Raw genomic sequence first — 22,635 nt, 5'->3', positions numbered from 1 at the left:
TTTTCCCCTTTAAAAATATCCACCATAAACCGCTCCTAAAAGACCTACGCCTAAAATCAGGCGATAGATCACAAAGGGGGTAAGAGTGGATTTTTTAAGCCAATTCATCATAAAAACGATGGCGGCCAGTCCAGACAAAAATGAAAAAGACGCCATCAAAGCGGCATCAGCAAAAAGGGCCGTATCACCCTCTTTAATCAGATGAATGCCTTTGAGAACGCCTGCGGCACCAATTGCAGGAATGGACATAAGAAAAGCAAAGCGGGCTGCATCGACGCGTTTGAAATTCATGAATCGCCCTGCGGTCATAGTAATTCCCGATCGACTGGTCCCGTTGATAAGCGCCAAACATTGTGCAAGTCCAAAAATGAAGGCTTGGGGAATTCCGATGTGTCCTTCTGTTTTAAGAAGCTTTCCCGAGTGATCTGCCGTATACATCACAAGACCAAAGAGAATTCCGGCCCAGGCAATGACTTCCACACTGCGAAGGCTGTCCCCTAATAATTTATCAAAAAGGAAGCCTGCAATCACAACAGGGATGGTGGCCACAATCAAATTAAAAAGAAGACGGGTATTTTGCGTTTGTTTCCCTTTTAAAAGATCAAACGGGGCTTGAATCAGAGATAAAACATCACGCCAGAAATAGACAAGAACGGATCCCAATGTTCCCATATGGGCGGCCACATCCATCATAAGTCCTTGATCTTTCCATCCAAAAAGAACAGGGGTTAATGCGAGATGCCCTGAGGAACTCACAGGTAAAAATTCTGTGAGGCCTTGAACAATGGCCAAAGTGATAATTTGCTCTAGAGGCACGGACAACTCCTGTGTTACAATTGATGAATGGTTTATATCATTTGGTTTTAAATTATCCAACCCGCAAGGAGAATTATGCGGACGCTTTATCATTACTGGCTTTGCCCCTTTTCTCGTAAGATTCGCCTCATGCTGCATGAGAAGAAGCTTGAGTTTCAACCCGTGGTCGAACGTATTTGGGAGCATCGTCCCCAATTTGTATCTATGAATCCTGAGGGACTCACCCCCGTTTTTGTTGAGGATGATGGTAAAGTCATCGCCAATGGCTATCCCATTGCGGAATATTTAGAGGAAATTTATTACGATCCTCCACTTTTGGGCGACACATCAACTCAGCGTGCCGAAACGCGACGTTTGGTTGCGTGGTTTGATGAAAAGTTTAATATGGAAGTCACACATAACCTCGTTTTTGAAAAAACGATGAAGCGCAAAATGGGATTGGGGGGACCTGATTCTGGGGTCATTCGCGCGGGGCAAACCAACATTCATGATCATTTGGCCTATATTGGATGGCTTGTGGATCAGAGAAATTGGCTTTCTGGGCATCATTTTTCGTTGGCGGATATTACGGCCGCCGCGCATCTGTCCTGTATTGATTATTTGGATAATGTTCCTTGGGACAAACATCCTGAAGCGAAAGAATGGTATACCCGTATGAAGTCACGCCCTAGTTTTAGAGCTATTTTGCAAGATACAGTTCCTGGAATTACGCCTGCGGCCCATTATATGGATTTGGATTTTTAATGCAGTTTTTGGCGCTTGGGTATGGCTATACATCGCAACTTTTGGGAAAGAGACTTTTAGCGCAAGGTTTGGAAGTTTCGGGGACGTCTCGGAGTGAGCCCATAGTCCCTCATGATAAACCAAGAGAAAACCTTCTCCAATTCCGAGGTCTTTCCGATCGCACCAATATTCAAACTCCTTTAAAAAACGCAACCCACATTCTTGTTTCTATTCCCCCCTCTTTAAAGTCTTTGGCAGCCCTTTTTGAAGGAGGTGAATTTCCTTATCTCAAATGGTTGGGAATACTCTCATCAACCGGCGTTTATGGAGATCATCAGGGAGCTTGGGTGAATGAGACTTCCCACTGCACTCCCACATCAGAATCCGGAATTCTCAGGCTTGCGGATGAAAAAAAATGGCTCACGCTTTTTAAAAAGCAAAATCTACCCGTCCATATATTTCGACTTTCCGGAATTTATGGCCCTGGGCGAAACTATTTTTCAGCGCTCCAAAATGGTACGGCTCAGCGTATTTATAAGAAAGGGATTGTGTTTTCCCGTATCCATGTGGAGGATATTGTGTGTGCTCTTGAAGCCTCCATTCAAAACCCCACGCCGGGAGAGATTTATAATTTAGGTGACGATCTGCCAGCCTCACCTTGGGAAGTTATGGACTATGCGGCTCAACTTTTGGGAATAACGACGCCCCCTTTAATTGCTTATGAGGATGCGGTGATGAGCCCGATGTTAAAATCTTTTTATCAGGATTCAAAACGCATTTCGAATCAGAAAATCAAAGACCTCTTAAACTTTCATCTGACTTTTCCAACCTATCGGGAAGGATTGAAAAACATTTTTGAGATCCTTTAATTTTCCTTCAATTCGTTTTTTCAACAAGTTTTTTGATGTGCTCAGGTTTAATAAGTGTAACTTTGGTTTTGATCGGGGATTGAACGTCCTCTTCAAGTTTGCCCTCTTCAAGTTTGCCTTTTAAAAGCTCAGCGATACGAAATTTCCAATAACCTTCTCTAAACGTCTTAAAATCTTCACGATTTATCAGGGAGGGGCCAGTTCTAAAATGCAATATATTTGTGTAAATAACTTGTTTTTTATCTTGCGGATCAAGGAGTTTTTCAGCTTCCTCTTTTTCAAGGCTTGAATGTAAAACAATAATCTCACCTGTTAACGTTTTAGCGCGCACGATAATGCGAGCATTTTTGCCCATGTGTGCCGCGTGCGTCATCTCACAGATTGGATCCTCGTCTGTTCCTGTATCTTTTTGAGTTACATGTTGTAATTCAATGCGATATCGTTTTTGCGTTTTAAGAGCCTTTTTAAGTTCCAACTCATCAACTTTTTTGGGTACGCCTGCGTATCCAATAGGGCATTCACCCCGTTCCATACGATCACGGTTGGTTTCCCATTTCCCTTCTTTATTCAAGACTAATGCGTCGTGAGAAAAGAGCTCATCTGATTGAAAGACAGTCTTTTCTTGAAATTTTATTTCTGTAAAAAAATCACTAAAGTCATGTTTTGTATAAATTTCTCGTACACAATCTGACAGTGTGCGCGTGTCTAGCTTTTTGCCTCGAGAGAGTTTTACGATATCCTGCCTGATATCATCCCAAAGATGTTTTTCTTTTTCTTCTGAAGATTTCTCTATTGTTGTGTAACTTTGAACACCAAATAATGATGTGTCTAATAAAACTGTATTTTCACGTATCAGTTTTTTTTCTGGAGAGGGTGTTAAATTTGAATTTGGGTTTTCATTTTCCTTATCTGGTCCATTAATTTTGTTCTTCTTCGGGGAGTTACATGTATCGGGCGCACAATCAACTTTGCGCTTTGTGGGTGATAAACTTGTTAAGTTTTTTTCTTTTACAGAAAACAGGTCACTTTTACAAAAAAAACTTAAAGTGACAAAAAATACTAAAGATCGAACCAACATCATTTACTCCAAAAAAAAATATAGAAATAGATGATTGGCATATACTCAGGAGAGGCAAATCTGAAAAACACAATTAACTCATGTCAGATAACGCAAATAAGTCATAGTAAGTACGTAAATATTTATTAAAATTCTCTCTATTTTTCATTTTTTGTTAAAAACAGAGGGTCGATAATTACCATTAATTTGAAATCAATAAACGAAGAAAACGTGACATGTTGTTTTAAAAGAAAGCTTATCTTTGTTAATATTTCGTTAACTATTGTAGATTTAGAATTGGAAAAATTTATAAATCTGGAGAAATTAAAAAATGAAACTATTTACAAAATTAACAGCACTAGTTGTATTTTCGGTTTGCCTTGAGATTGCAAATTTTTTTGGCAACGCAACTATGGATAAATATAATGATCATAACGTTCAGGATATATTAACAGCTTCCAGTGTTTTGAGAAAAAGTATGATAAGTGATCAGGCCCATGATGCAATTCGGGGATACGTTCTTCTGGCTATACACTCAAAATTTTTAAATGACGAAAAAGCCTTACAAGACGCCGCTAAAGACGCATCAACTCAAGCTGAGATATTTTTGAAAAACCTTAAAGACATTGTTACTGAAAACCCATCACCCGAAATTACCCAAACAGTTAAAAAGACAATTTTAACTGTTGAAAAGTATACAAAATTTGCAGTTGATATTATTGCGTCTGTTAAAAATGGATCATTTGATACCAACTCTTATGGTGTTTTTGAGAAATCCTATAAAGAACTTGAAGAAATAATGGAAAAACAAGGTAATATGATTCAATCTTATGCCAACGTTATGAAGAGTGATTATGATTCGGGGACATCAATTTCAGACACCATATCTATGGTTGTCTTTTCAATTTTGATTTGCACAATTTCAATTTTTGCATTCTTCATCATCTATCGCATTAAAAAACCAATTTCAAAAATTGTTGATTATATGAACCTCATTTCAGGAGGAAAATATAATATATCAATAGAGGGTACTGACCGTTTGGATGAAATTGGTGATATGTCACGTGCTCTTCAAATTTTTAAAGAAAATGCAGTGGAAGTGCAATGCATGAACAAACAGCGCGAGCAAGAAGCTGAAAAAATTCAATCTGTACTTGAAAGAGTATTGAAAAATTCAGACAATGTTTTAAGAACTACAAAGGCTATGACAATTTCATCGGATAGAGTCAGTTCGCAATCTGAGGAAGCCAATCTTATCACAGAGGAAACGAATCAAGATGTTGAAAGCGTTGCTGCTGCAACCAAACAACTCTCAAGTGCAATTCTTGAGATTAGCTCTCGCGTTGCAGAGTCTAGTCGTGTTGTTCAATCAGCCGTAGTGATTACTGAACGTACAAATACAACTATACAAGAGCTTGCTGAGTCTTCAAATCATATTGGAGAGGTAATCAGCCTCATTTCTGATATTGCAGGTCGAACAAACCTTTTAGCTTTAAACGCCACCATTGAAGCGGCACGCGCGGGTGATGCTGGTAAGGGATTTGCAGTTGTGGCTGCGGAAGTTAAAAATTTAGCAAACCAAACTAGCCAAGCTACAGAAGAAATCACAGGGCATATTCAATCCATTCAACTCATAACTCAAGATGCGGTCTCTGCAATTTCAGAAATCATTAAAACCATTCAAGATATTGATAATGCTTCGTCCTCAATTGCTGCAGCTGTTGAGGAGCAGGGAATTGCGACCTCTGAAATTGACAAACGCACACAGCAAGCTGCCTCTCGGACGCGAGAAGTTGCAAATGGTATCGGTATTATGAGCGCAGAGGCTCAGGAAGCCAAATCGTTGTCTTCATCAGTTATGGACTCAACATCTCAAATTATAAATGAAATGCGTGAAATGCAAACACATGCACGGAAAGTAATAAATGAGACGCATGGAGAAGATAAACCAAATTTTGAAATCTCACAGGAGGCTAGATCCAATATTGCGGCTTAATGATTTTTGCTGCGAGGAATAATCTATTCGTTTGTGGAGTGCCATGTCTTCGCACATGCTGAAAAATTATTTTCAAAGCCTACTGCAAAAAAACACGAGCAAGTCCTTGATAAGTTAATCTTTTGTAGAGTAAGATTTTTTACGATGTTTCAAGAAAAAATCATGTTAACTTTGCATTAACGATTTAGAAACATAATGTTTAAAATTAAATTAAAAGGGAAGAATTGATGATGAAAAAATTATTTCTTTTAGGGGTTTTGTCTTGTGGCTTTATCTCGGAAAGCTGCCAAAGTTCTTCAAAACATATAAAAATGAAATTTGAAGATGTTAAGCCGGAAGAGAAAACAGCTTCAAAAAAACAAAAGGTATGGAAAGTAACTTCTTCTGAGAAAGAAGAGGTAACTGCCGTCACCTCTCATCAAGGCGAAAAACAGGAAGACGACGCTTACAAAGAAGGGGATATCAATCCTTTTAATGAGATCTTTGGAAAAATAAAGGGGGAGATTGCCGCTCACTTTAGTACACAACTCACGTATAAAGTTTTTCATAATCTGAATCTTAAGGGAAATTGGCAGCAATTATTTTCTTATGCAAAAATCTCAGAACTACTCAAAAATGCAAATGATCAGATTGTGGGAATTCAATCTGAAAAAACGGCATTAGAGGATGACTATAAAAATGCAAAAAGTGCTTATATGCAACATGACGATGAAAAAGTTGTGATAATTATGTCACGTTATCCAAACGTGAGCACGATGACAGAGTTTTATAAAAAATACGATGAAGAATCTCGGAAATTTAATGATATGGAGAACGATCTCAAAAATGCAATTGGCGTTCTTGAGCGACGGAAAGAAAAAATGGAAAAAGATATTCAAAAACAAATGACTCAAAATCATTTTCTTCAAAAATTAAAAAATCATCCTGAGGCACACTTTAACACCGACACAAAAACAGGTAGATCTCGTGTAACAGCTTTGCTGAAAGATATTTATGGAATTGACTGAGGTTAATCATTGACCTCAAGTCTATTCTACCTTTTTAAAAGCACCCTCGTAAATTTTCTTGATTTCACCAGAGGCGGACATTTTTTCTAGTTCGCCTTCAAAATTCTTTAAAATAGTTTGGGCAGCTTCAGGGCTTTTCCCGGCAGTTTTGGAAATGGTAATGTAATAGTTTTTGGAGTCCTCATAAGGCGGCTTGAGGATTTCGATACCCTTGGATTTTTTATCTTCAGCGTACTTCCCTGCAAGAAGGGCATTGAGGACGGACTCTTCAATGACAAAGGAATTAATACGACCGCTAAAAAATTTATCCACATTTTGAGGGTCCGTTGTGGCACCATCATCAACTTTGACTTGCTTTCCTTTAAGCTCATCTGTGACGGAATACCCTAAAACAGATCCTACCGGCTGGGGTAAAGATTTTGGATCCTTGCTCGTGGCCCAATCCGTTTTTGTATCGGGTTTAACAGCAAAAACATAGCGCGTTGTATGAAGTTGAGTTTTGGGATAAAGCAAAAACTCTCGGCGTTCAGCTTTGTCGGAAGCCGAAAAGACGATGTCCACATCTCCTGTTTGTGCCATATTCAAGCAACGTTTCCAAGGGACTTCTTGTATAGAAATCTCATAATTTTGACGCGAAGCAATGAGTTTGAGGATTTCTGTATCAGGCCCCTCAATGTCTTGAGTTCCCTCTTTTTTTGTAATAAATGGGGGCCACATCACGGTGCAGGCTTTAAGTGCAATTTTTTGCGAAGTCTCAGCTGCAGAAAGTGAGCTTACGCTCAAAAAGATAGTGTTGATGAAGATAAATGTTTTTTTCATACTTTTCTTGATTCCCTGGTTATGAATACTTTTTTTCTAATTTTTTAAGTATTTTACCTGCTGCCACCAGGATATTTGTGCCTGGCCCGAATATTTCGGCGACCCCAAATTGATATAACATATCATAATCTTGAGGAGGAATCACCCCCCCACAAACAACCATGATATCCTCTGCATTTTGGGCTTTTAAGGCCTCGATTAATTGAGGGACCAAAACGCGATGTCCGGCAGCTTGACTGGAGACGCCAATCACATGAACATCATTTTCAATGGCTTGTTTTGCGGCTTCTTCTGGTGTTTGGAAAAGGGGACCAACATCAATGTCAAATCCTAAATCCGCAAAAGCTGTTGCTATGATTTTAACACCACGGTCATGTCCGTCTTGCCCCAATTTGGTTGTGAGCATGCGGGGACGTCTCCCCATTTTTTGGGAGAGCGTATCCACACGTTTTTGAAAATCTTTAAACTCCTGATGCATTGTTTCACTTTTCTGATATTGGGATCCGTAAACGCCATGAATCGCATGAGTTTTGGGCTGAAAGCGACCATACACATCTTCAAGAGCGGCGGAGACTTCTCCCACGGTAGCCCGCAGACGCATAGCCTCAATGGCGCTTTCCAAAATGTTTTGAGAAGGATCTCGGGCTGTTTTTCGAAGTTGCTTTAAACTTGCCTCAACGGCTTTTGAATCACGAGTGCTTTTGATTTTTCGAAGGCGTTCAATTTGAGCGTCTCTCACTTGGGTGGCATCAATATCTAAGATTTCAAGATTATCTTCGTGAGGAGATTGGTATTTATTCACCCCCACAATGACGTCTTCACCTAAATCTACACGAGCTTGGCGTTTTGCCGAGGCTTCTTCAATTTTGAGTTTGGGGATTCCTGACTCTACCGCCTTCGTCATGCCTCCCAAATCTTCCATTTCTTGGAGGAGCTTGCGGGCTTCATCCACAAGACTTTGGGTCAGACTTTCCACATAGTAACTGCCACCCAACGGATCAATGACATGAGAGACACCTGATTCTTCGGCCAAAATGAGTTGGGTGTTTCTGGCGACCCGTGCGGATTTAGGTGTAGGCAAAGCGACCGCTTCATCATACGAATTGGTATGAAGGGATTGGGTTCCACCCAGAACTGCCGCCAAAGCTTCAAGTGTTGTTCGGATGACATTATTGAGAGGATCTTGAGCTTGAAGGCTGACCCCTGAGGTTTGGCAATGGGTTCTTAACATAGAGCTTTGTGGATTTTTGGGATTAAATTCTTGCATTAATTCCGCCCACAACAAGCGTGCTGCCCTTAGCTTTGCAATCTCCATAAAGAAGTTCATGCCGATGCCAAAAAAGAAGGAAAGGCGAGGGGCGAAGCTATCAATATCCAAACCGTGTTTTAAAGCAGCTCGCACATATTCAAGCCCATCTGCAAGAGTGAATGCCAGTTCTTGAACCGCCGTGGCACCCGCCTCATGCATATGATATCCCGAAATTGAAATCGAATTAAACTTGGGCATTTTACGGGATGTGTAATCGATAATATCCGCAACAATTCGCATGCTGGGGGCAGGGGGGTAAATGTAGGTATTTCTGACCATGAACTCTTTTAAGATATCATTTTGAATCGTACCTGAGAGGCTTTCAGGAGGCACACCTTGTTCTTCTGCAGCCACAATAAACGCCGCCATAATAGGAACAACGGCGCCATTCATCGTCATAGAAACGCTCATTTGATCAAGTGGTATTCCCTCAAAAAGGATTTTCATATCTTCAACGGAATCAATTGCAACGCCAGCTTTTCCAACGTCTCCTGTTACACGGGGGTGATCTGAATCATAGCCACGGTGAGTAGGAAGATCAAAAGCAATGGAAAGACCGCGTTGGCCTTGCCTCAGATTTTCCTTGTAAAATGCATTGGATTTTTCGGCCGTAGAAAAACCCGCATATTGGCGAATCGTCCAGGGACGATTGGCATACATTGTGGCTTTTGGCCCCCTTAAATAAGGAAAGAGTCCGGGTGCTGTTATGTGCCCCTGAAGGTCATGTAAATCTTTTTCCGTATATAGCGGTTTGACGTCAATTTCCTCTGGTGTTTTCCAAATAAGGTTTTCAAGAGGGATTTCCCCTAATTCTTTTTGTGCTAGTTTTTCCCAGTCGTTATAATTCACCTGAATCCCATGTGTTAAAATTTATATTTGATGCCCCCTGCAAAAACGTTTGAAGCATCATGAACGCCATCAAAAAGACCAAAAACGCCCGAGCGATGGTGGTAGCGTAGCACAAAGTCCCAATTTGGCAAGGACTTGTGACCAAAAGTTAATTCAGCCATGAGATAATTCAGTGTCTTGGCGGACAATTTGTCCCCCCGTCGTTCAACTTCATGGAAAGGTTTACGGGATGCAAAACTAATACCATCTCCAATTGCAAACGTTGTTCTTAGGGTTTCGTTCCAAGGGAATTTCATCCAACGTGCCACAATCACGGGGGTATCAAGTTCCCAATGGTGCTGGTGTCCCACGTGTTTGACAATCCCTGCCTCAAGCTCAAATTGAAGACGATTCTCAAAAACAGTTCCTAGCTTTTTAGAGACAGCCAAAGCCAAAATGGCGGATTTCTCAAATTGTGCATTAAAATCGAAAAAGATCTTACTGGTTGTTTGAGACGAGAATGGTCCGGAATAAAATGTGAGGGCCCACCCTTCGTCCCACCAAGACGGTTTTTCATCGGCAGTTATTTCTTTTTCTGATGCACTTAAGGGTTGCAAAGTCATACTAAAAAGAAAGGCCAAGGTCAGTGAAGATAATTTTTTCTGAAACATAAATAACTCATCACTTGAAAATTTTTAAATCTTTTAATTGAAAAAGAGGAGTTATTCAAATGTTTCTTTTTTAATGTAGGAGTGCATATAGAATGAGACTCAAGAGGCCTCGAGAATATGAGAGTGAATATATTAATCCGGCCATAAAACAGATTACATAGAGAAATTTTTCATAATTGCGAATTCATTGAATTAGACACTGTTAGCTAATTGTTGATTTCAGGAAGATGTTGAGTGAAGCCAGGGTAATGAAGCCGAGAAAAGAGCTATCCAGTTTGTCATATCTCATGCCAAGCCTTCTGTTTTCTTTGATTTTTCCAAAAAACATCTCGATGCGGCTGCGAAGCTTGTAGATCTTTTTGTCGTAATCAATTGGAATTTTGCGATTTTTTCGTCCCGGAATCACGGCGATATTGTTGTTCGACATGAGGTCTCGGCGATATCGATCTGAATCGTAACCCGCATCTCCCAGCACGTAACAGCCGATGATATCTTCAAAAAATCCGCCCGCAACAGGTGACATTGTGAACGTTTCCGCCGGTTAATTTGTCGCCCCTAAAATATTGCCTAACACGTTGAATCAAATTAATTTTATGCTGAAAATTTGATAGTATAATTGCAAGAAATGAGGATCAACGGATCGAAAGCTTGCAATATGAAACCGTCAAAAACAGATATAGTCCTTCCCCTATAAATAGATAGATTTTTAGGAAAAGTTTAGGTATAAGGAGGGAATGGTAAAAGCATATTCGGAAGACCTGCGGAAAAAGGTCATCTCCTACATTACGAGCGGCGGCCGTAAGCGGGAGGCTGCAAAGGTTTTTAACGTTGGAGAAGCCACGATCTATCGATGGATATGTCTTCATAAACAAGGGGATATTAAACCGAAAAAACGCACTTCTTATCCGCGTAAAGTCGATGAGCAAAAACTCAGAGACTACGTCGCTCAAAATCCGGATCATACGCTCAAACAAATCGCCGAAGCTTTGGGGTTGAGATTCCAAAACGTGAGTAAATGGCTTAAACGTTTAAACATTACACGAAAAAAAGACGACGCTTTACAAAGAACGTAACGAAGACAAGCGGGCCGAATTTATAAAACAGCTTGAGAAAATAGATCCTGAAACAATCGTGTGGATTGATGAAGCTGGGATTGATAATCGCCTTTATCGAGAGCATGCCTGGGCGCCGCGCGGACAAAAGGTTTACGCGGAGATCCCGGGCCAAAAAAGAGAGCGTGCCAGTATCATTGGCGGTCTCATGAAGGGTGCGTTCGTGGCGCCTTTCACCTTTCAAGGTGGATGTCATGCAGATCTTTTTAATGCTTGGCTTGAGTAGGTTTTATTGCCGGGTTTATCAAAAAATACCACCCTGATTATGGACAATGCCGCCTTTCACAAATCGCCAAAAACGAAAGATTTGATTGAGAAATTTGGCTGCCATCTCCTCTTTCCCCCAACTGACTCTCCTGACCTCAATCCTATCGAACATTGGTGGCACAAAATCAAATCCATCCTCCGCCCCCTCGTCCAGCAAAACCCAGAAAACCTTCATCAACTCCTTGATAAACTCCTCAGCCAATGTCTATCCATATAATGGAGAAGTACTATATACCAAAACTCTGGGCCAATTTAAAATATGTCAAGTGTTAAAATTGTCTTTTTCTTTTTGTTCTCAGGGCGGAGGATGATTTTTGCACAAGCCCCTTGTTTTTGAGGGAGGTCAGGATACGGCCGACGGTGCTTTCGCTCAGGATTTGCCCATGGTCTCGCTTGAGAATGATGGCGATTTTCTCTTTGCCATAGGTGGGATTTTCGCGGCGCACTCTCAAAACAAGCTGAAGCTCTGCCTCTCCCCAGCGCGGTTTGTTGAGATTTCGTGGCCTTTTTGAAGGGGGAACACTCCCTTTGTTAAGGTCCTTCAGGATCTTCTTGTGGCGATAATAAGTTGCGCGGGACATGTCGCAAATTTCTTGGCACGTGGAATCGCAAACGTTTTCAGCTTTCAACTTTTCCCAGAGCCTTACACCTCCTTCATAGCGTTTGCGATAGACGTCCAAACAGTCTTGTGTAAGCGCGTATGCATAAAGCCTATGCATATTTTTATGTAATCCGTGGATCCTCATCCAGTCCTCCATCAATAGGTTTTTTACATTTCCTATTCTTGAGGCCTGGTTTGGGTGTGGCAATGGAGATGAGCCTCGCTACAGCGCAATTTGGGGGCGCGCTCAGCTCATCTCCATCCCTCCCAATCCTGTCTCACTTCTATCTGAACTCGGACAAAAGTTAAGAAAGTTTTTTAAGAAAGTTTTTCAGAGGTGCGTGCGCCAAAGCGCAATAGAATGGGAAAATTTAATTAATCAAAAAACTCAGGGCCACCTCATGAAAAAAATAGCTAAGAGATAGAAAAAATGAGAGCCTACCTGAAAAAAACAGGAGGTAGAAATGGGAATAGAAGTTGAAATTAGTTTTTTAGATCATTTTAAAGATATAGAAGATCCAAGGTCTGAGCGTAATCGAGACTACACAATGTCAGAAATACGCCTTGTCACTCTGTGCGCTGTAATATCTGGAGCAGAAGGATGGCAGGATGTTGAAGACTTTGGAAAGGCAAAGATTGACTACCTTCGTCAATTCTTACCTTACAAGAACGGAATTCCCAGCGATGATACCTATCGTCGATTTTTTAGAGCAATAGATCCCAAGGAATTTCAAGAGCTGTTTCGAAGTTGGGTCGAAAGTCTTAAATCTCAAATGCAAAAGAAAGTTATTGCTATCGATGGAAAATCATCACGGCATAGCTTTGATGAGGGAACTGATATGTTACATATGGTTAGCGCTTATGCGTCAGAAGCCAGATTGGTGTTAGCGCAGGAAAAAGTCTCAGAAAAAAGCAATGAAATCACAGCGATTCCTAAGCTTTTGGAATGGTTAGACCTGAGAGGAACAACAGTCACCATTGATGCAATGGGATGTCAATATGACATTGCCGATCAAATCATTCAGAAAGAGGGAAACTATATTTTTTCTTTAAAAGGAAATCAGGGAACTCTTTGCGAAGATGTAACAACCTGCTTGAGTGATAGCGAATTGAAAACAATTAACAATATCAGCTCTTTTAAGGATTACGATAAAGGTCATGGCCGCCTTGAGACAAGGCAATGTTGGGTCACACATGATGTGGCCTGGCTGCGAGAGCGGCATCCTCATTGGAGCTCAATTCATAGTATCATTCGTATTGATTCTAAACGAGAAACCAAAGATAAAACCACTTACGAAACACGATATTATATCTCTTCTCTCCAAGAAACTCCTCAGAAGGTCCTGGGGGCTATTCGAAGTCATTGGGAGATAGAAAATAATCTTCATTGGGTTTTAGACATGTCTTTTGGAGAAGATCAATCTCGCATCAGGAAAGAAAACGCCCCTCAAGTTATGGCTATTATTCGACATATGGCTTTAAATCTTTTACAGCTTACCAAAGATAAAATGAAGCGTCAGTCTATTAAAAGGCTTAGAAAAATGGCCGGTTGGGACGACAACATCCTTTCCAATATCCTCACTCAAAAATTTTCATGAGGTGGCCCTGAGGCTCTTGCAGGCTTTCAAAAATTTCGATATGAAAGTGTTCATGCCGGAGTAGCTCAGATGGTAGAGCAACTGATTCGTAATCAGTAGGTCGGGTGTTCGATTCACCTCTTCGGCACCAGTGTTTTTAAATCTCTTTTCCCACTGACCTCCCTATCATTCTTTATAATCGGGATAGTTTGTCTCAACAATGCGCATAAGCGCTGTCCAATCGCGACTTCCGAAATCCGGCTCAAAATTTCGCAAATCTTGAGCCGTTTTCTCACAAACTTCAGGGGAAGGTACAATGGGCGTTCCGCAAGAAAGTGCTGCCACTTGTGTTTGACAAGCGCGCTCAAGAAAATACATATAAAGAAAAGCTTCTTCTATGGTTTCGCCACAAGTCAGTGTCCCATGATTTTGAAGGAGAAGTGTTTTATATGTTCCAAGGGCGGCCTTTAGACTCTCACCCTGCCTTCTATAGTCAAGGGCCAAAGAGTCATAATGATAGGCCCCAATCCGATTATAAAAATGGAAGGCAAATTGACTAATGGGCATGAGTCCCTGGGGCATAGCCGAAACTGCAACACCTGCGGGCGTATGAAGGTGAAAGATGGCATTAATCTCAGAGCGGGCCTGATAAATTGAGCCATGAATAATGTACCCGGTTTTATTGTATTGAAATTCCGAGCCCTCAAGAATTTCACCATCTAGGGAGACCTTCAAAAGGCGCGAAGCCGTAACCTCTTCAAAGAGATCTCCAAAGGGATAAATAAAATAGGCATCCTGATTCGGAACACGTGCGGAGAGGTGCGTGTATGTCAAATCATCCATTTTTAGATGCGCAAAAATACGGTAAGCCGCTGCTAAATTGCGGCGTGTTTCTTTTTCCGCATTCAGTTGAGATTTGAGCACAGAAAATGGAGAGGCTACAGACATGATCTCTATCCTTAATCGTTAATATTGCCTTCAATTAATGTGAAGATTCTATTTAGAAATTCTTTCAAAATCGTAAAAAACATCTAAAATCCAATATAAAATTAAAAAAAGCCTTTAAAATAAAAATGCTCAGTTTTTCAATACATTAATATCTAAGACTGCCAATAAGCTGGTTTGGGGCGAATGTCAATATGAACAAAATTTGATTTTGAGTAATATCCCACACCTCCTGCTTTTTGTGTACGAGCGATATCTCGAAGCTCGCGCAATTTCAATCCAGAAAGACGCAAATCAATGGCATTTCCTTTGATATGCTGGGAATTTTGAGCAATTCCTTTTTTAGCTTTTTTCAGCATCAGATTGGTTTCAGGGCTGCGATATCCACAAATAATTTCGAATTGGGATTTTGATCCCGCTTCCTCTTGAATGCGGTGCATCAGATGAAAAAGTTCAGCATTAATAGGATGAACTTTTCCATTTCTACGATCGCGTAAAATTTTATTCAATTGATGAAGAGACGACTCCACCCAAGATCCATTTTGCCAAAAGACCCCCTCAAAAGACTCGCCTGTGTGAATGTTGGTAAGCGCAAATTTTTTCTGAGAAAATTTCGGTTTTTTAGGAATGATGAGCGCGGGCAATGTACTACAGGAAAGGCCTACAAGCGCTGCCGCTCCGCCAAATATCAAAAACTGTCTACGTGATATTGAATTTTGAGTCATCCAGCAAACTTAGAGAAAAAATGAAAAAGCTTCAAGGTCAAATCAGTTTCTTGTACGAGTTCATATAGAATGAGACTCAAGAGGCCTCGAGAATATGAGAGTGAATATAGTGCAAAGGAGTGAGGCCTTTCGCGGCGCGATGAGGCCGATAAGAATTATACTTTGAGACAGCTTGAGAGAGCTCAAAGCGCATAGAAGCTATGGAATCAGCCAGGAGGTTGTTTTGGTTGTAAAATTCCTCCCGGAATATTCGATTTCCCCGCTCAACGCCGCCGTTGTAAGTGGGCTTTTTGGGGGACAGAACAATCAACGGAATGCCCAGATCTTCACAGGCTTCCTCAAATTTTGCCATAAATTCAGAGCCACCGTCGACTTGAATGGAGTGAATTTTAAAGAGTGCACGTTTCACAAAATCGAACAAAAAGCGCTTGGCACTTGAGCTCTTCGCATGGGCATACACACTCGCATAGATAAATTTCGAGCCTCTTTCCCAAGCCTGGAAGTGCTTGAAACAGATACCATTTTTGGTGACTGTCATGTGGTCAATTTGCACCCGCTCACCAAGCGTCATCGTTTTATAATCCTTGAAAGTCCAAGGTTTTGCATGGCTTTCAAACGTCTTTTTCTTTTTGTTCTCAGGGCAGAGGGTGATTTTTGCACAAGACCCTTGTTTTTGAGGGAGGTCAGGAGACGGCCGACGGTGCTTTCGCTCAGGATTTGCCCATGGTCTCGCTTGAGAATGATGGCGATTTTCTCTTTGCCATAGGTGGGATTTTCGCGGCGCACTTTCACAAGCTGAAGTTCTGCCTCTCCCCAGTGCGGTTTGTTGAGATTTCGTGGCTTTTTTGAAGGGGGAACACTCCCTTTGTTAAGGTCCTTCAGGATCTTCTTGTGGCGATAATAAGTTGCGCGAGACATCCCGCAAATGTCTTGGCACGTGGAATCGCAAACGTTTTCAGCTTTCAACTTTTCCCAGCGCCTCACGCCGTCTTCATACCGTTTGCGATAGACGTCCAAACAGTCTTGTGTACGCGCATATGCATAAAGCCTATGCATATTTTTATGTAATCCGTGGATCCTCATCATGTCCTCTATCAATAGGTTTTTTACATTTCCTATTCTTGAGGCCTGGTTTGGGTGTGGCAAAAGGCCATTGCATAATTAATAAAAATTCCAACTGAGGTCCTGAAAAGCTAATTTTTGAGTTTTTTAAATTGAGGGGGATGATATTTTTCTTCGTCTCTTTGTTCTTTTTTTGCTCAAATACTCACTTAACTCGCCTGATTTATCCATAAGCAACCTTATTTGTGGCCTTTAAGAGGTTAAAGGCTATGGCTTTTAGGGCCATTTGTCCTTGAACTTTGGGTGTTGTAAAATAGGATGCTCTCGTGAATTTGAATTTTCGTTTTAAGGTTCCAAATCCTTGTTCCACCCTATATCGAATCTTCGAAATCATCCGGTTAAATACTTTTTGCCAATGGGTTAAGGGCTTATTTCTTTTCGCTTTCTCCATCAACCCGTTCTTAATCCCCTTAGACCTCAGCAAGTCTTTGTTTCCTTGGGAAGCATACCCTTTGTCTCCATAAAGCCTCTTATCTCGACGCTTCTTCACAACCTCTTCCAACTCTCTCACTTCAGAGACATGCGCAGGCGTCACGTGAACCTGATCAATATATCCGTCCTCCTGGTCAATGACCATAAAGCCTTTGTACCCAAAATAGCTCCGTTTCCCCTTCTTAAGCCATGTGGCATCTGGATCTTTGGAAAGGGTTACCTGCTCTTCAACAGCATATTCCTTGTCTTCTTCACGATCAACAGCCATCCCCTCCATTTCTTTCCGAGGACGTGCCGCTGATTCGATAAGCGTCGCATCTATAATCGCTCCTTGGGATTCTTTCACTTTTAATCCCTTTTGTTCTAGTTGATAATTGATCATTGCAAGGAGGTATTCCCAAAGGTTTTGACTGATCAACAAGTTGCGAAATCGACAGAGCGTCGTATGATCAGGCACCTTTTCCAACCCCGTGATGACCATAAAGTCCAACCGAACCCTCAAGGCTTCTTCCAACCCCTCATCGCTTAAGCTATGCCAAGCCTGCAAAATCAACGCCTTCAGTAAATTGACTGGTACGTACCCATTGGGGCCATAGCCAGATCTTCCTAGTTTCCCCATATTTTGCTTTACACTCTCCCAGTCGATAAGGCTAAAAGCTTGGATAAGTTGACTGTTCTTTAAACGCTCTCTGGCTTCACAATTTAAAAAGGACATTTTCGATCACTCCTGCTTTTCGGACTTTCCTCAGTATATCCTTTCTCTCCTCATCCCTCAATTATGCAATGGTCTTATATACAGGGTGTTTCCACGGTGGAGGGTTGTTATACCGCTTGCTTTGAGGATGGAACTTGTTGGTACAGTGTCAACGGATGGAATGGAAACGACGATAAAAGGGCCAAATCTAATCGATTGCCTGGGAAAAAATCACTCATCAAGGGGAACCAAAAATGACCAATTCATAGCCCCCAAATTTTGGAACTTTTAATTGTCGCTGGCGGAAATTCTAATTGACGTCAATCAGCGTCCAAATACAAGATGGGATAGACCTTGTCCAAGGGGCGATTTTGCCAGGCTGTGACTTCCTCCATGACGGAATCTGTGACGGAAGAAATGAACTCAGGGGAGACTTCGGTGCCATAAAGATCCAGGAGGTAATCTTGGATCTTCCGCATCCCCATGCCGCGGGCATAAAGAGCGATGATTTTATCATCCAAGGCTTGGAGGCGTCTTTGGTGTTTTCGGATTAATTGGGGCTCAAAAGAGGCTTCGCGATCTCGGGGAATGTTGAGCTGAAGGGGCACTTTATCCGTTTTAAGGGTTTTTGAACTATAGCCATTACGGTTATTTTCCTGTGAGCTTTTACCGTGCTTGGCATATCCAAGATGGTGTCCAAGCTCGCCTTCGAGCGCCTTTTCGATGAGGGCTTTTTTGAAGGTGGAGCCATCCCATTTTCAAGATCACGCAGAATATTTTGTGGCGGTAATACGTTGCGCGGGACATCCCGCAAATGTCTTGGCATATCGCATCGGAAACGTTTTTAGCTTTCAACTTTTCCCAGCGCCTCACGCCGTCTTCATACCGTTTGCGATAGACGTCCAAATAGTCTTGTGTACGCGCATATGCATAAAGCCTATGCATATTTTTATGTAGTCCGTGGATCCTCATCCAGTCCTCCATCAATAGGTTTTTTACATTCTCCTATTCTTGAGGCCTGGTTTGGGTGTGGCGATGGAGATGAGCCTCGCTATAGCGTAATTTGGGGGCGCGCTCAGCTCATCTCCATCCCTCCCAATTTTGTCTCACTTCTATCTGAACTCGGACAAACTTTGCGACAGCACCCCCTATTTTGCCTCATATCTTCAATATTTTTCTTTCACGCTAAAACTATAAACAAATTGTTAAGTATTTATTAACTATTTTTTTTATATTAGACCTGTTGAGAAAGCCCAAAAGGAAATTTTCGACCCCTCAGAAACAAGTTATTTGAGTAGATAGAAATAAATTACTCAACATATTTATTAAAACCCCCTCTTTTTAGAGAAAAAAATTACATTTACAGGAGACAATTATGAAAAAAATATTAATATTCCCCATATTGCTTGGTGGATTATGTTCACCTTATCAAGCTAATGCAGATACAATTACCTTAGAGGATGTACTAAACAATATTAACTTTCAAGGACTCTGTAAAGCAAGTGGCGGGAGTCAAGAACTTGGCAAAGATGTTAGTGAAAAAGTAGATGCCTTAATCACTAACACAAACAAAAACATACTTGAGCTTCGTTTATTTCTTCAAAAGAATAAAAACAATGAAGCAGCTATGGATCTTAATAAGAAGCTCTTAACTGTTTACAATCAATTAACAGTGATTAATATTCCTTATCTATTTTTTCAAGGCTGTTCTGTGAATGAAAAATCGTCCCAGCATAAATAGGATTATGTCGCATCTATGAAAATTTAGGTGATTTTGAAAAGTTTCAATCGAGAACTTTTGCCATTTTTTGATGTTCCCATTTTTCATTTTTCGCTCATTTTTAACAGATGCGACAGAGCTGATAGAAGTGAGACGGATTTGAGACAAGAGGAATGAGCTGAACGTGCCACTAAACCGCTCGGTCGCGAAGCCCATCTCTCTTGTTGAATACAAAAAAGGCATCAAGAATAGGATTGATAACAACCTACGACTGGAGACCTCAATGCAAACCCAAGGATTGCAGAAAAATGGGATAGGGTACACACCGGCATTGTTCAGGAGGGTATAAAAATGGTGTTACAAAATTGTGTGGGAGTTTGTTGAATGATGCTGATCTTTGAAAAAGAGTGAGAGACTGTCTGGAAAAAAATCAAATGAGTTTTTCAAGCATAATTTTCACCCTAGAGATACGAACCATATTTTCAGAATTGCCTGGGATTATTTCATAATCCTGGGCAAGCCTTCTGGAATGAGGCATCCAGCCAAACGTTCTATACACGACCCAGCGTTTGGCCATGGGAACATAAGGGCCTGTGAGACCCACGACAACCTCAAGGAAACGCCCTTGTTGAGTTTGGGCGTGTTGGACGGCAGTCCCTCTATAGCCATCATCAGCGGCATAGGCTTGGATGGTGGGATATTTATCAACACGCCGGTCCATCACAGCACAGGCTTGTTTTGTGTCTGATAAGTTCGTCGCATGGCAGAAGAGATGCTGCTTTGGGTTACAGCCTCGTAGATCCCTTTTTGAAAAAACACCTCAATCTGATTCTATTCTTCGTCTTTTAAGTCGGTTGAATACATTATAATTCCTCATTTTTTCATTTATCCGCTTGACTTATCATATTTTTGTTTTACCAGGCAGCCTCTTAGGAAAGGGTAGGCTCCCTATTCATGAGTAAAAATAATCTTCCAGAGGTCTTCCAAAATTTCCTGTCGACCTTCTCCACTGGCACTTGAGAGCAAGACCACCGGGTGCCCTGTTACTTTTTCCAAAAGCTCTTTTTTTGCTTGGACTTCTTCGGGCAAGAGAGAATCACATTTGGAGAGGGCTAGAATTTCGGGCTTTTGTTCCAAGTCATGTCCATAAGAGCTGAGCTCTGATCGAATGGTTTCATAAGGCGTGATAATATCCTCTTGTGTTGCATCCACAAGGTGAAGAATGACTTTGCAGCGCTCTACATGGCCCAAGAAGCGATCCCCCAGGCCAATGCCTTCATGGGCCCCTTCAATGAGACCTGGAAGATCAGCGATCACAAATTCGCGATCATGCCCCATACGCACAACGCCCAATTGTGGTACCAATGTGGTAAAGGGATAATCGGCAATTTTAGGTTTGGCGCGAGAGACTACGGAAAGGAATGTGGATTTCCCCGCATTGGGAAGTCCCACAAGCCCTACATCGGCAATGAGTTTCAAGCGAAGCCAAATCCAAAGTTCTTCGCCAGGTTCTCCGGGAGTCGCTTTGCGGGGAGCTTGGTTGGTTGAGGTTTTGAAAGACTCATTTCCCATGCCGCCACGGCCGCCTTTGAGAAATGTGATGGTTTGTCCATCTTTCGTAAAGTCTGCCAAAAGTGTTTCTTTGTCTTCGGCCAGAATTTGAGTACCCACTGGCACTTTAATATGAAGGTTTTCCCCAGCACCACCCGAGCGACATGATCCCATGCCGTGGTGGCCTTTCTGCGCTTTGAAATGTTGGAGATAGCGAAAATCAATGAGGGTGTTGAGATTTCCCACCGCTTCAAAAACGATATCGCCCCCTCGACCACCATTGCCGCCATCAGGGCCACCATATTCAATGTACTTTTCACGACGAAAGCTAATGCAGCCGGCACCGCCGTCTCCACTTTTTAGGTAAATTTTTGCTTCATCTAGAAATTTCATAAAAAAATACTCAAAAAACAAAAAGGGGGAATCACGTCCCCCCCCTTTTCAAACGTCAATTTGTGAAATTACTTCGTAGAAGGAATAACATTGACAATGCTTCTGCCACCTGTGCCGACAGTGAACTTCACTTGTCCGCCTTCAAGCGCAAAAAGGGTATGGTCGCGACCCATGCCGACATTATCGCCAGGGTGAACTTTTGTGCCGCGTTGGCGGATGATGATATTTCCTGGAATGACATTCTCGCCGCCAAATTTCTTGACACCAAGACGACGGCCCGCTGAATCGCGACCGTTACGGGAACTACCACCGGCTTTCTTTGTTGCCATGGATCTTTACTCCTTTGACTTCGCTTTTGCTTTAGGGGCAGAAGCAGCTTTTTCGGTTGTCTTTTTTGCTGAAGCCGCTTCTGTTTTTTGAGAAGCTGTCGCGCCAGACGCAAGGATGTCAGTGATACGTACCACTGTCAAATATTGGCGATGACCATTTTTGCGGCGATAATTATGACGGCGCTTCTTTTTGAAGACGATGATCTTATCACCACGAGTTTGTTCAACGATTGTACCTTGAACGCGCGCACCTGAAACAATAGGCGCACCGACTTTAATGTCGTCCCCATCGCTCAGCATCAGTACATCTGAGAATTCGATAGGGTCCCCAGCAACTCCCTCGCTTTTTTCAATGAGCAAAAGTTGGTTTGGAGTAACGCGATATTGCTTACCGCCTGTCTTAATGACTGCAAACATTTTTTCGATTCCTTCGTGACGGCAAGCCCTTTGCAACAGACTTGTCCAAAAAAATTAATAGCTGACCACTTGCTAACGATTTCGCATGCACTTGTCAAGCGAAATGGAAAAATGTGTTAGCGTAATTTCAGCGTGACCTTTTTGTACCCCACCAATAACAAGAAGCCAACTGCGATTTGATTCGCTCATCTGTTTGAGTTCAGATAGAAGTGAGACTGATTTTAATCAAATGAGGCTTTCAGAAAAACATTTTATAGTATTTGACCTTGATAGTCCAACGAGGGTTTCAACGCCTGGATTGTCTAGGTTTTAAGTGAAACGTAAATTCACAAAAAACCTCCACAATTTTTGAGACCGCCTACGAGCGAGCGGAGAAATACAAGGCCGATTGCATTGCTTCCATGGATCAGAAATATGATGCGGGCGTCGCCGAAGGAATAGCTAAATACTGCAAGGAAGGTTGCGAGGAAGAAAAATTTGCACTTGCCCGCTCGATGAAAGCGAACGGTTTGAATTTAGAACTGATTTCCTCTCTCACAGGGCTCTCCCTCGAGACGCTCCAATCAGAATTTTAAATCACAAAATCCCTCCTTCTATAAAAAATCCTGTCATCTCCCATTGTCAGGTGCATACGGGTGTGCTAGATAAATGTCCA

General features: G+C 41.7%; 22 protein-coding genes, 1 tRNA gene and 4 pseudogenes. 10 read left to right on the top strand and 17 right to left on the bottom strand.

Annotated features, from left to right (window positions below; genetic code table 11):
- Positions 1 to 9: 9 nt before the first annotated feature.
- Positions 10 to 816 (bottom strand): undecaprenyl-diphosphate phosphatase, encoded by an 807-nt coding sequence (locus Bealeia2_RS06730; protein ID WP_331256297.1) that lies wholly within the window; start codon positions 814 to 816, stop codon positions 10 to 12.
- 75 nt (positions 817 to 891) lie between these two features.
- Between Bealeia2_RS06730 and Bealeia2_RS06725 the strand changes: the two genes are divergently transcribed.
- Entirely contained in the window at positions 892 to 1,560 is a 669-nt protein-coding gene (locus Bealeia2_RS06725; RefSeq protein ID WP_331256296.1) for a glutathione S-transferase family protein, read from the top strand.
- Positions 1,560 to 2,408: an SDR family oxidoreductase gene (locus tag Bealeia2_RS06720; protein ID WP_331256295.1), complete on the top strand. Its 849-nt coding sequence runs from the start codon at positions 1,560 to 1,562 to the stop codon at positions 2,406 to 2,408. The genes Bealeia2_RS06725 and Bealeia2_RS06720 overlap by 1 nt, the downstream gene beginning before the upstream one ends.
- Positions 2,409 to 2,415: 7 nt before the next feature.
- Here the strand turns inward: Bealeia2_RS06720 and Bealeia2_RS06715 are convergent, their stop codons facing one another.
- Positions 2,416 to 3,489 (bottom strand): hypothetical protein, encoded by a 1,074-nt coding sequence (locus tag Bealeia2_RS06715; protein WP_331256294.1) that lies wholly within the window; start codon positions 3,487 to 3,489, stop codon positions 2,416 to 2,418.
- A gap of 307 nt (positions 3,490 to 3,796) precedes the next feature.
- Between Bealeia2_RS06715 and Bealeia2_RS06710 the strand changes: the two genes are divergently transcribed.
- The gene (locus Bealeia2_RS06710; RefSeq protein ID WP_331256293.1) at positions 3,797 to 5,461 is read left to right on the top strand and encodes a methyl-accepting chemotaxis protein; all 1,665 of its coding nucleotides are present in this window, start codon (positions 3,797 to 3,799) and stop codon (positions 5,459 to 5,461) included.
- A gap of 227 nt (positions 5,462 to 5,688) precedes the next feature.
- Positions 5,689 to 6,468: a hypothetical protein gene (locus Bealeia2_RS06705; RefSeq protein ID WP_331256292.1), complete on the top strand. Its 780-nt coding sequence runs from the start codon at positions 5,689 to 5,691 to the stop codon at positions 6,466 to 6,468.
- A 21-nt stretch (positions 6,469 to 6,489) separates the two neighbouring features.
- On the opposite strand, the gene Bealeia2_RS06700 is transcribed toward Bealeia2_RS06705, so the two are convergent.
- The 4 genes from Bealeia2_RS06700 to Bealeia2_RS06685 form a co-directional block, all read right to left on the bottom strand.
- Positions 6,490 to 7,287, bottom strand: coding sequence for a substrate-binding periplasmic protein (locus Bealeia2_RS06700; RefSeq protein ID WP_331256291.1), 798 nt, complete (start codon positions 7,285 to 7,287; stop codon positions 6,490 to 6,492).
- 19 nt (positions 7,288 to 7,306) lie between these two features.
- Entirely contained in the window at positions 7,307 to 9,445 is a 2,139-nt protein-coding gene (gene scpA / locus Bealeia2_RS06695; protein WP_331256290.1) for a methylmalonyl-CoA mutase, read from the bottom strand.
- Positions 9,446 to 9,459: 14 nt separating this feature from the next.
- Positions 9,460 to 10,095 (bottom strand): hypothetical protein, encoded by a 636-nt coding sequence (locus Bealeia2_RS06690; protein WP_331256289.1) that lies wholly within the window; start codon positions 10,093 to 10,095, stop codon positions 9,460 to 9,462.
- A gap of 202 nt (positions 10,096 to 10,297) precedes the next feature.
- A complete protein-coding gene (locus tag Bealeia2_RS06685; RefSeq protein WP_331255750.1) occupies positions 10,298 to 10,618 on the bottom strand; it encodes a transposase in 321 nt (106 codons plus the stop codon).
- A 211-nt stretch (positions 10,619 to 10,829) separates the two neighbouring features.
- Here Bealeia2_RS06685 and Bealeia2_RS06680 point away from each other — a divergent pair, with 211 nt between their 5' ends.
- Complete coding sequence (locus tag Bealeia2_RS06680) at positions 10,830 to 11,168, top strand: IS630 transposase-related protein (protein ID WP_331255234.1); 339 nt, start codon at positions 10,830 to 10,832, stop codon at positions 11,166 to 11,168.
- Positions 11,169 to 11,226: 58 nt separating this feature from the next.
- A pseudogene (locus Bealeia2_RS06675) lies at positions 11,227 to 11,691 on the top strand (IS630 family transposase).
- A 55-nt stretch (positions 11,692 to 11,746) separates the two neighbouring features.
- Here the strand turns inward: Bealeia2_RS06675 and Bealeia2_RS06670 are convergent.
- Positions 11,747 to 12,220 (bottom strand): annotated as a pseudogene (locus Bealeia2_RS06670) (helix-turn-helix domain-containing protein); the annotation flags it as partial.
- A 319-nt stretch (positions 12,221 to 12,539) separates the two neighbouring features.
- Between Bealeia2_RS06670 and Bealeia2_RS06665 the strand changes: the two are divergent.
- Both Bealeia2_RS06665 and Bealeia2_RS06660 read left to right on the top strand, forming a co-directional pair.
- A complete protein-coding gene (locus Bealeia2_RS06665) occupies positions 12,540 to 13,673 on the top strand; it encodes an ISAs1 family transposase (RefSeq protein WP_331255183.1) in 1,134 nt (377 codons plus the stop codon).
- A gap of 54 nt (positions 13,674 to 13,727) precedes the next feature.
- A tRNA-Thr gene (locus Bealeia2_RS06660) sits at positions 13,728 to 13,803 on the top strand.
- Between the two features lie 35 nt (positions 13,804 to 13,838).
- Here Bealeia2_RS06660 and Bealeia2_RS06655 read toward each other — a convergent pair.
- The 6 genes and pseudogenes from Bealeia2_RS06655 to Bealeia2_RS06625 form a co-directional block, all read right to left on the bottom strand.
- On the bottom strand, positions 13,839 to 14,600 hold the full coding sequence (locus Bealeia2_RS06655; protein ID WP_331256287.1) for a class II aldolase/adducin family protein: 762 nt from the start codon (positions 14,598 to 14,600) through the stop codon (positions 13,839 to 13,841).
- Between the two features lie 152 nt (positions 14,601 to 14,752).
- The gene (locus Bealeia2_RS06650) at positions 14,753 to 15,322 is read right to left on the bottom strand and encodes a YcbK family protein (RefSeq protein WP_331256286.1); all 570 of its coding nucleotides are present in this window, start codon (positions 15,320 to 15,322) and stop codon (positions 14,753 to 14,755) included.
- Positions 15,323 to 15,398: 76 nt separating this feature from the next.
- Positions 15,399 to 16,405, bottom strand: a pseudogene (locus Bealeia2_RS10670) (integrase core domain-containing protein).
- Positions 16,406 to 16,607: 202 nt separating this feature from the next.
- Entirely contained in the window at positions 16,608 to 17,591 is a 984-nt protein-coding gene (locus Bealeia2_RS06635) for an IS5 family transposase (protein WP_331256283.1), read from the bottom strand.
- 305 nt (positions 17,592 to 17,896) lie between these two features.
- Positions 17,897 to 18,310 (bottom strand): annotated as a pseudogene (locus tag Bealeia2_RS06630) (transposase); the annotation flags it as partial.
- Entirely contained in the window at positions 18,237 to 18,554 is a 318-nt protein-coding gene (locus Bealeia2_RS06625) for a hypothetical protein (protein ID WP_331255728.1), read from the bottom strand. The gene Bealeia2_RS06625 and the pseudogene Bealeia2_RS06630, both read right to left, overlap by 74 nt.
- A 391-nt stretch (positions 18,555 to 18,945) precedes the next feature.
- On the opposite strand from Bealeia2_RS06625, the gene Bealeia2_RS06620 reads away from it, so the two are divergent.
- A complete protein-coding gene (locus Bealeia2_RS06620; RefSeq protein ID WP_331256282.1) occupies positions 18,946 to 19,311 on the top strand; it encodes a hypothetical protein in 366 nt (121 codons plus the stop codon).
- A gap of 409 nt (positions 19,312 to 19,720) precedes the next feature.
- Here the strand turns inward: Bealeia2_RS06620 and Bealeia2_RS06615 are convergent, their stop codons facing one another.
- The 4 genes from Bealeia2_RS06615 to rplU form a co-directional block, all read right to left on the bottom strand.
- Positions 19,721 to 20,011 carry a hypothetical protein gene (locus tag Bealeia2_RS06615; RefSeq protein ID WP_331256281.1) on the bottom strand — a complete coding sequence of 97 codons (291 nt, stop codon included), beginning with the start codon at positions 20,009 to 20,011 and terminating at the stop codon, positions 19,721 to 19,723.
- 227 nt (positions 20,012 to 20,238) lie between these two features.
- Positions 20,239 to 21,234, bottom strand: a complete 996-nt coding sequence (gene obgE, locus Bealeia2_RS06610) for a GTPase ObgE (RefSeq protein WP_331256280.1) — start codon at positions 21,232 to 21,234, stop codon at positions 20,239 to 20,241.
- 68 nt (positions 21,235 to 21,302) lie between these two features.
- Positions 21,303 to 21,563, bottom strand: coding sequence for a 50S ribosomal protein L27 (gene rpmA / locus Bealeia2_RS06605; protein ID WP_331256279.1), 261 nt, complete (start codon positions 21,561 to 21,563; stop codon positions 21,303 to 21,305).
- A 6-nt stretch (positions 21,564 to 21,569) separates the two neighbouring features.
- Positions 21,570 to 21,980: a 50S ribosomal protein L21 gene (gene rplU / locus Bealeia2_RS06600; RefSeq protein ID WP_331256278.1), complete on the bottom strand. Its 411-nt coding sequence runs from the start codon at positions 21,978 to 21,980 to the stop codon at positions 21,570 to 21,572.
- Between the two features lie 401 nt (positions 21,981 to 22,381).
- Between rplU and Bealeia2_RS06595 the strand changes: the two genes are divergently transcribed.
- Positions 22,382 to 22,555: a hypothetical protein gene (locus Bealeia2_RS06595; RefSeq protein ID WP_331256277.1), complete on the top strand. Its 174-nt coding sequence runs from the start codon at positions 22,382 to 22,384 to the stop codon at positions 22,553 to 22,555.
- Positions 22,556 to 22,635 lie beyond the last annotated feature (80 nt).

This window comes from Candidatus Bealeia paramacronuclearis, assembly GCF_035607555.1.
GTDB lineage: Bacteria > Pseudomonadota > Alphaproteobacteria > UBA9655 > UBA9655 > Bealeia > Bealeia paramacronuclearis.
Note: the sequence above shows the minus strand (reverse complement) of the source record. Positions and strands in the feature narration are given on the sequence as shown.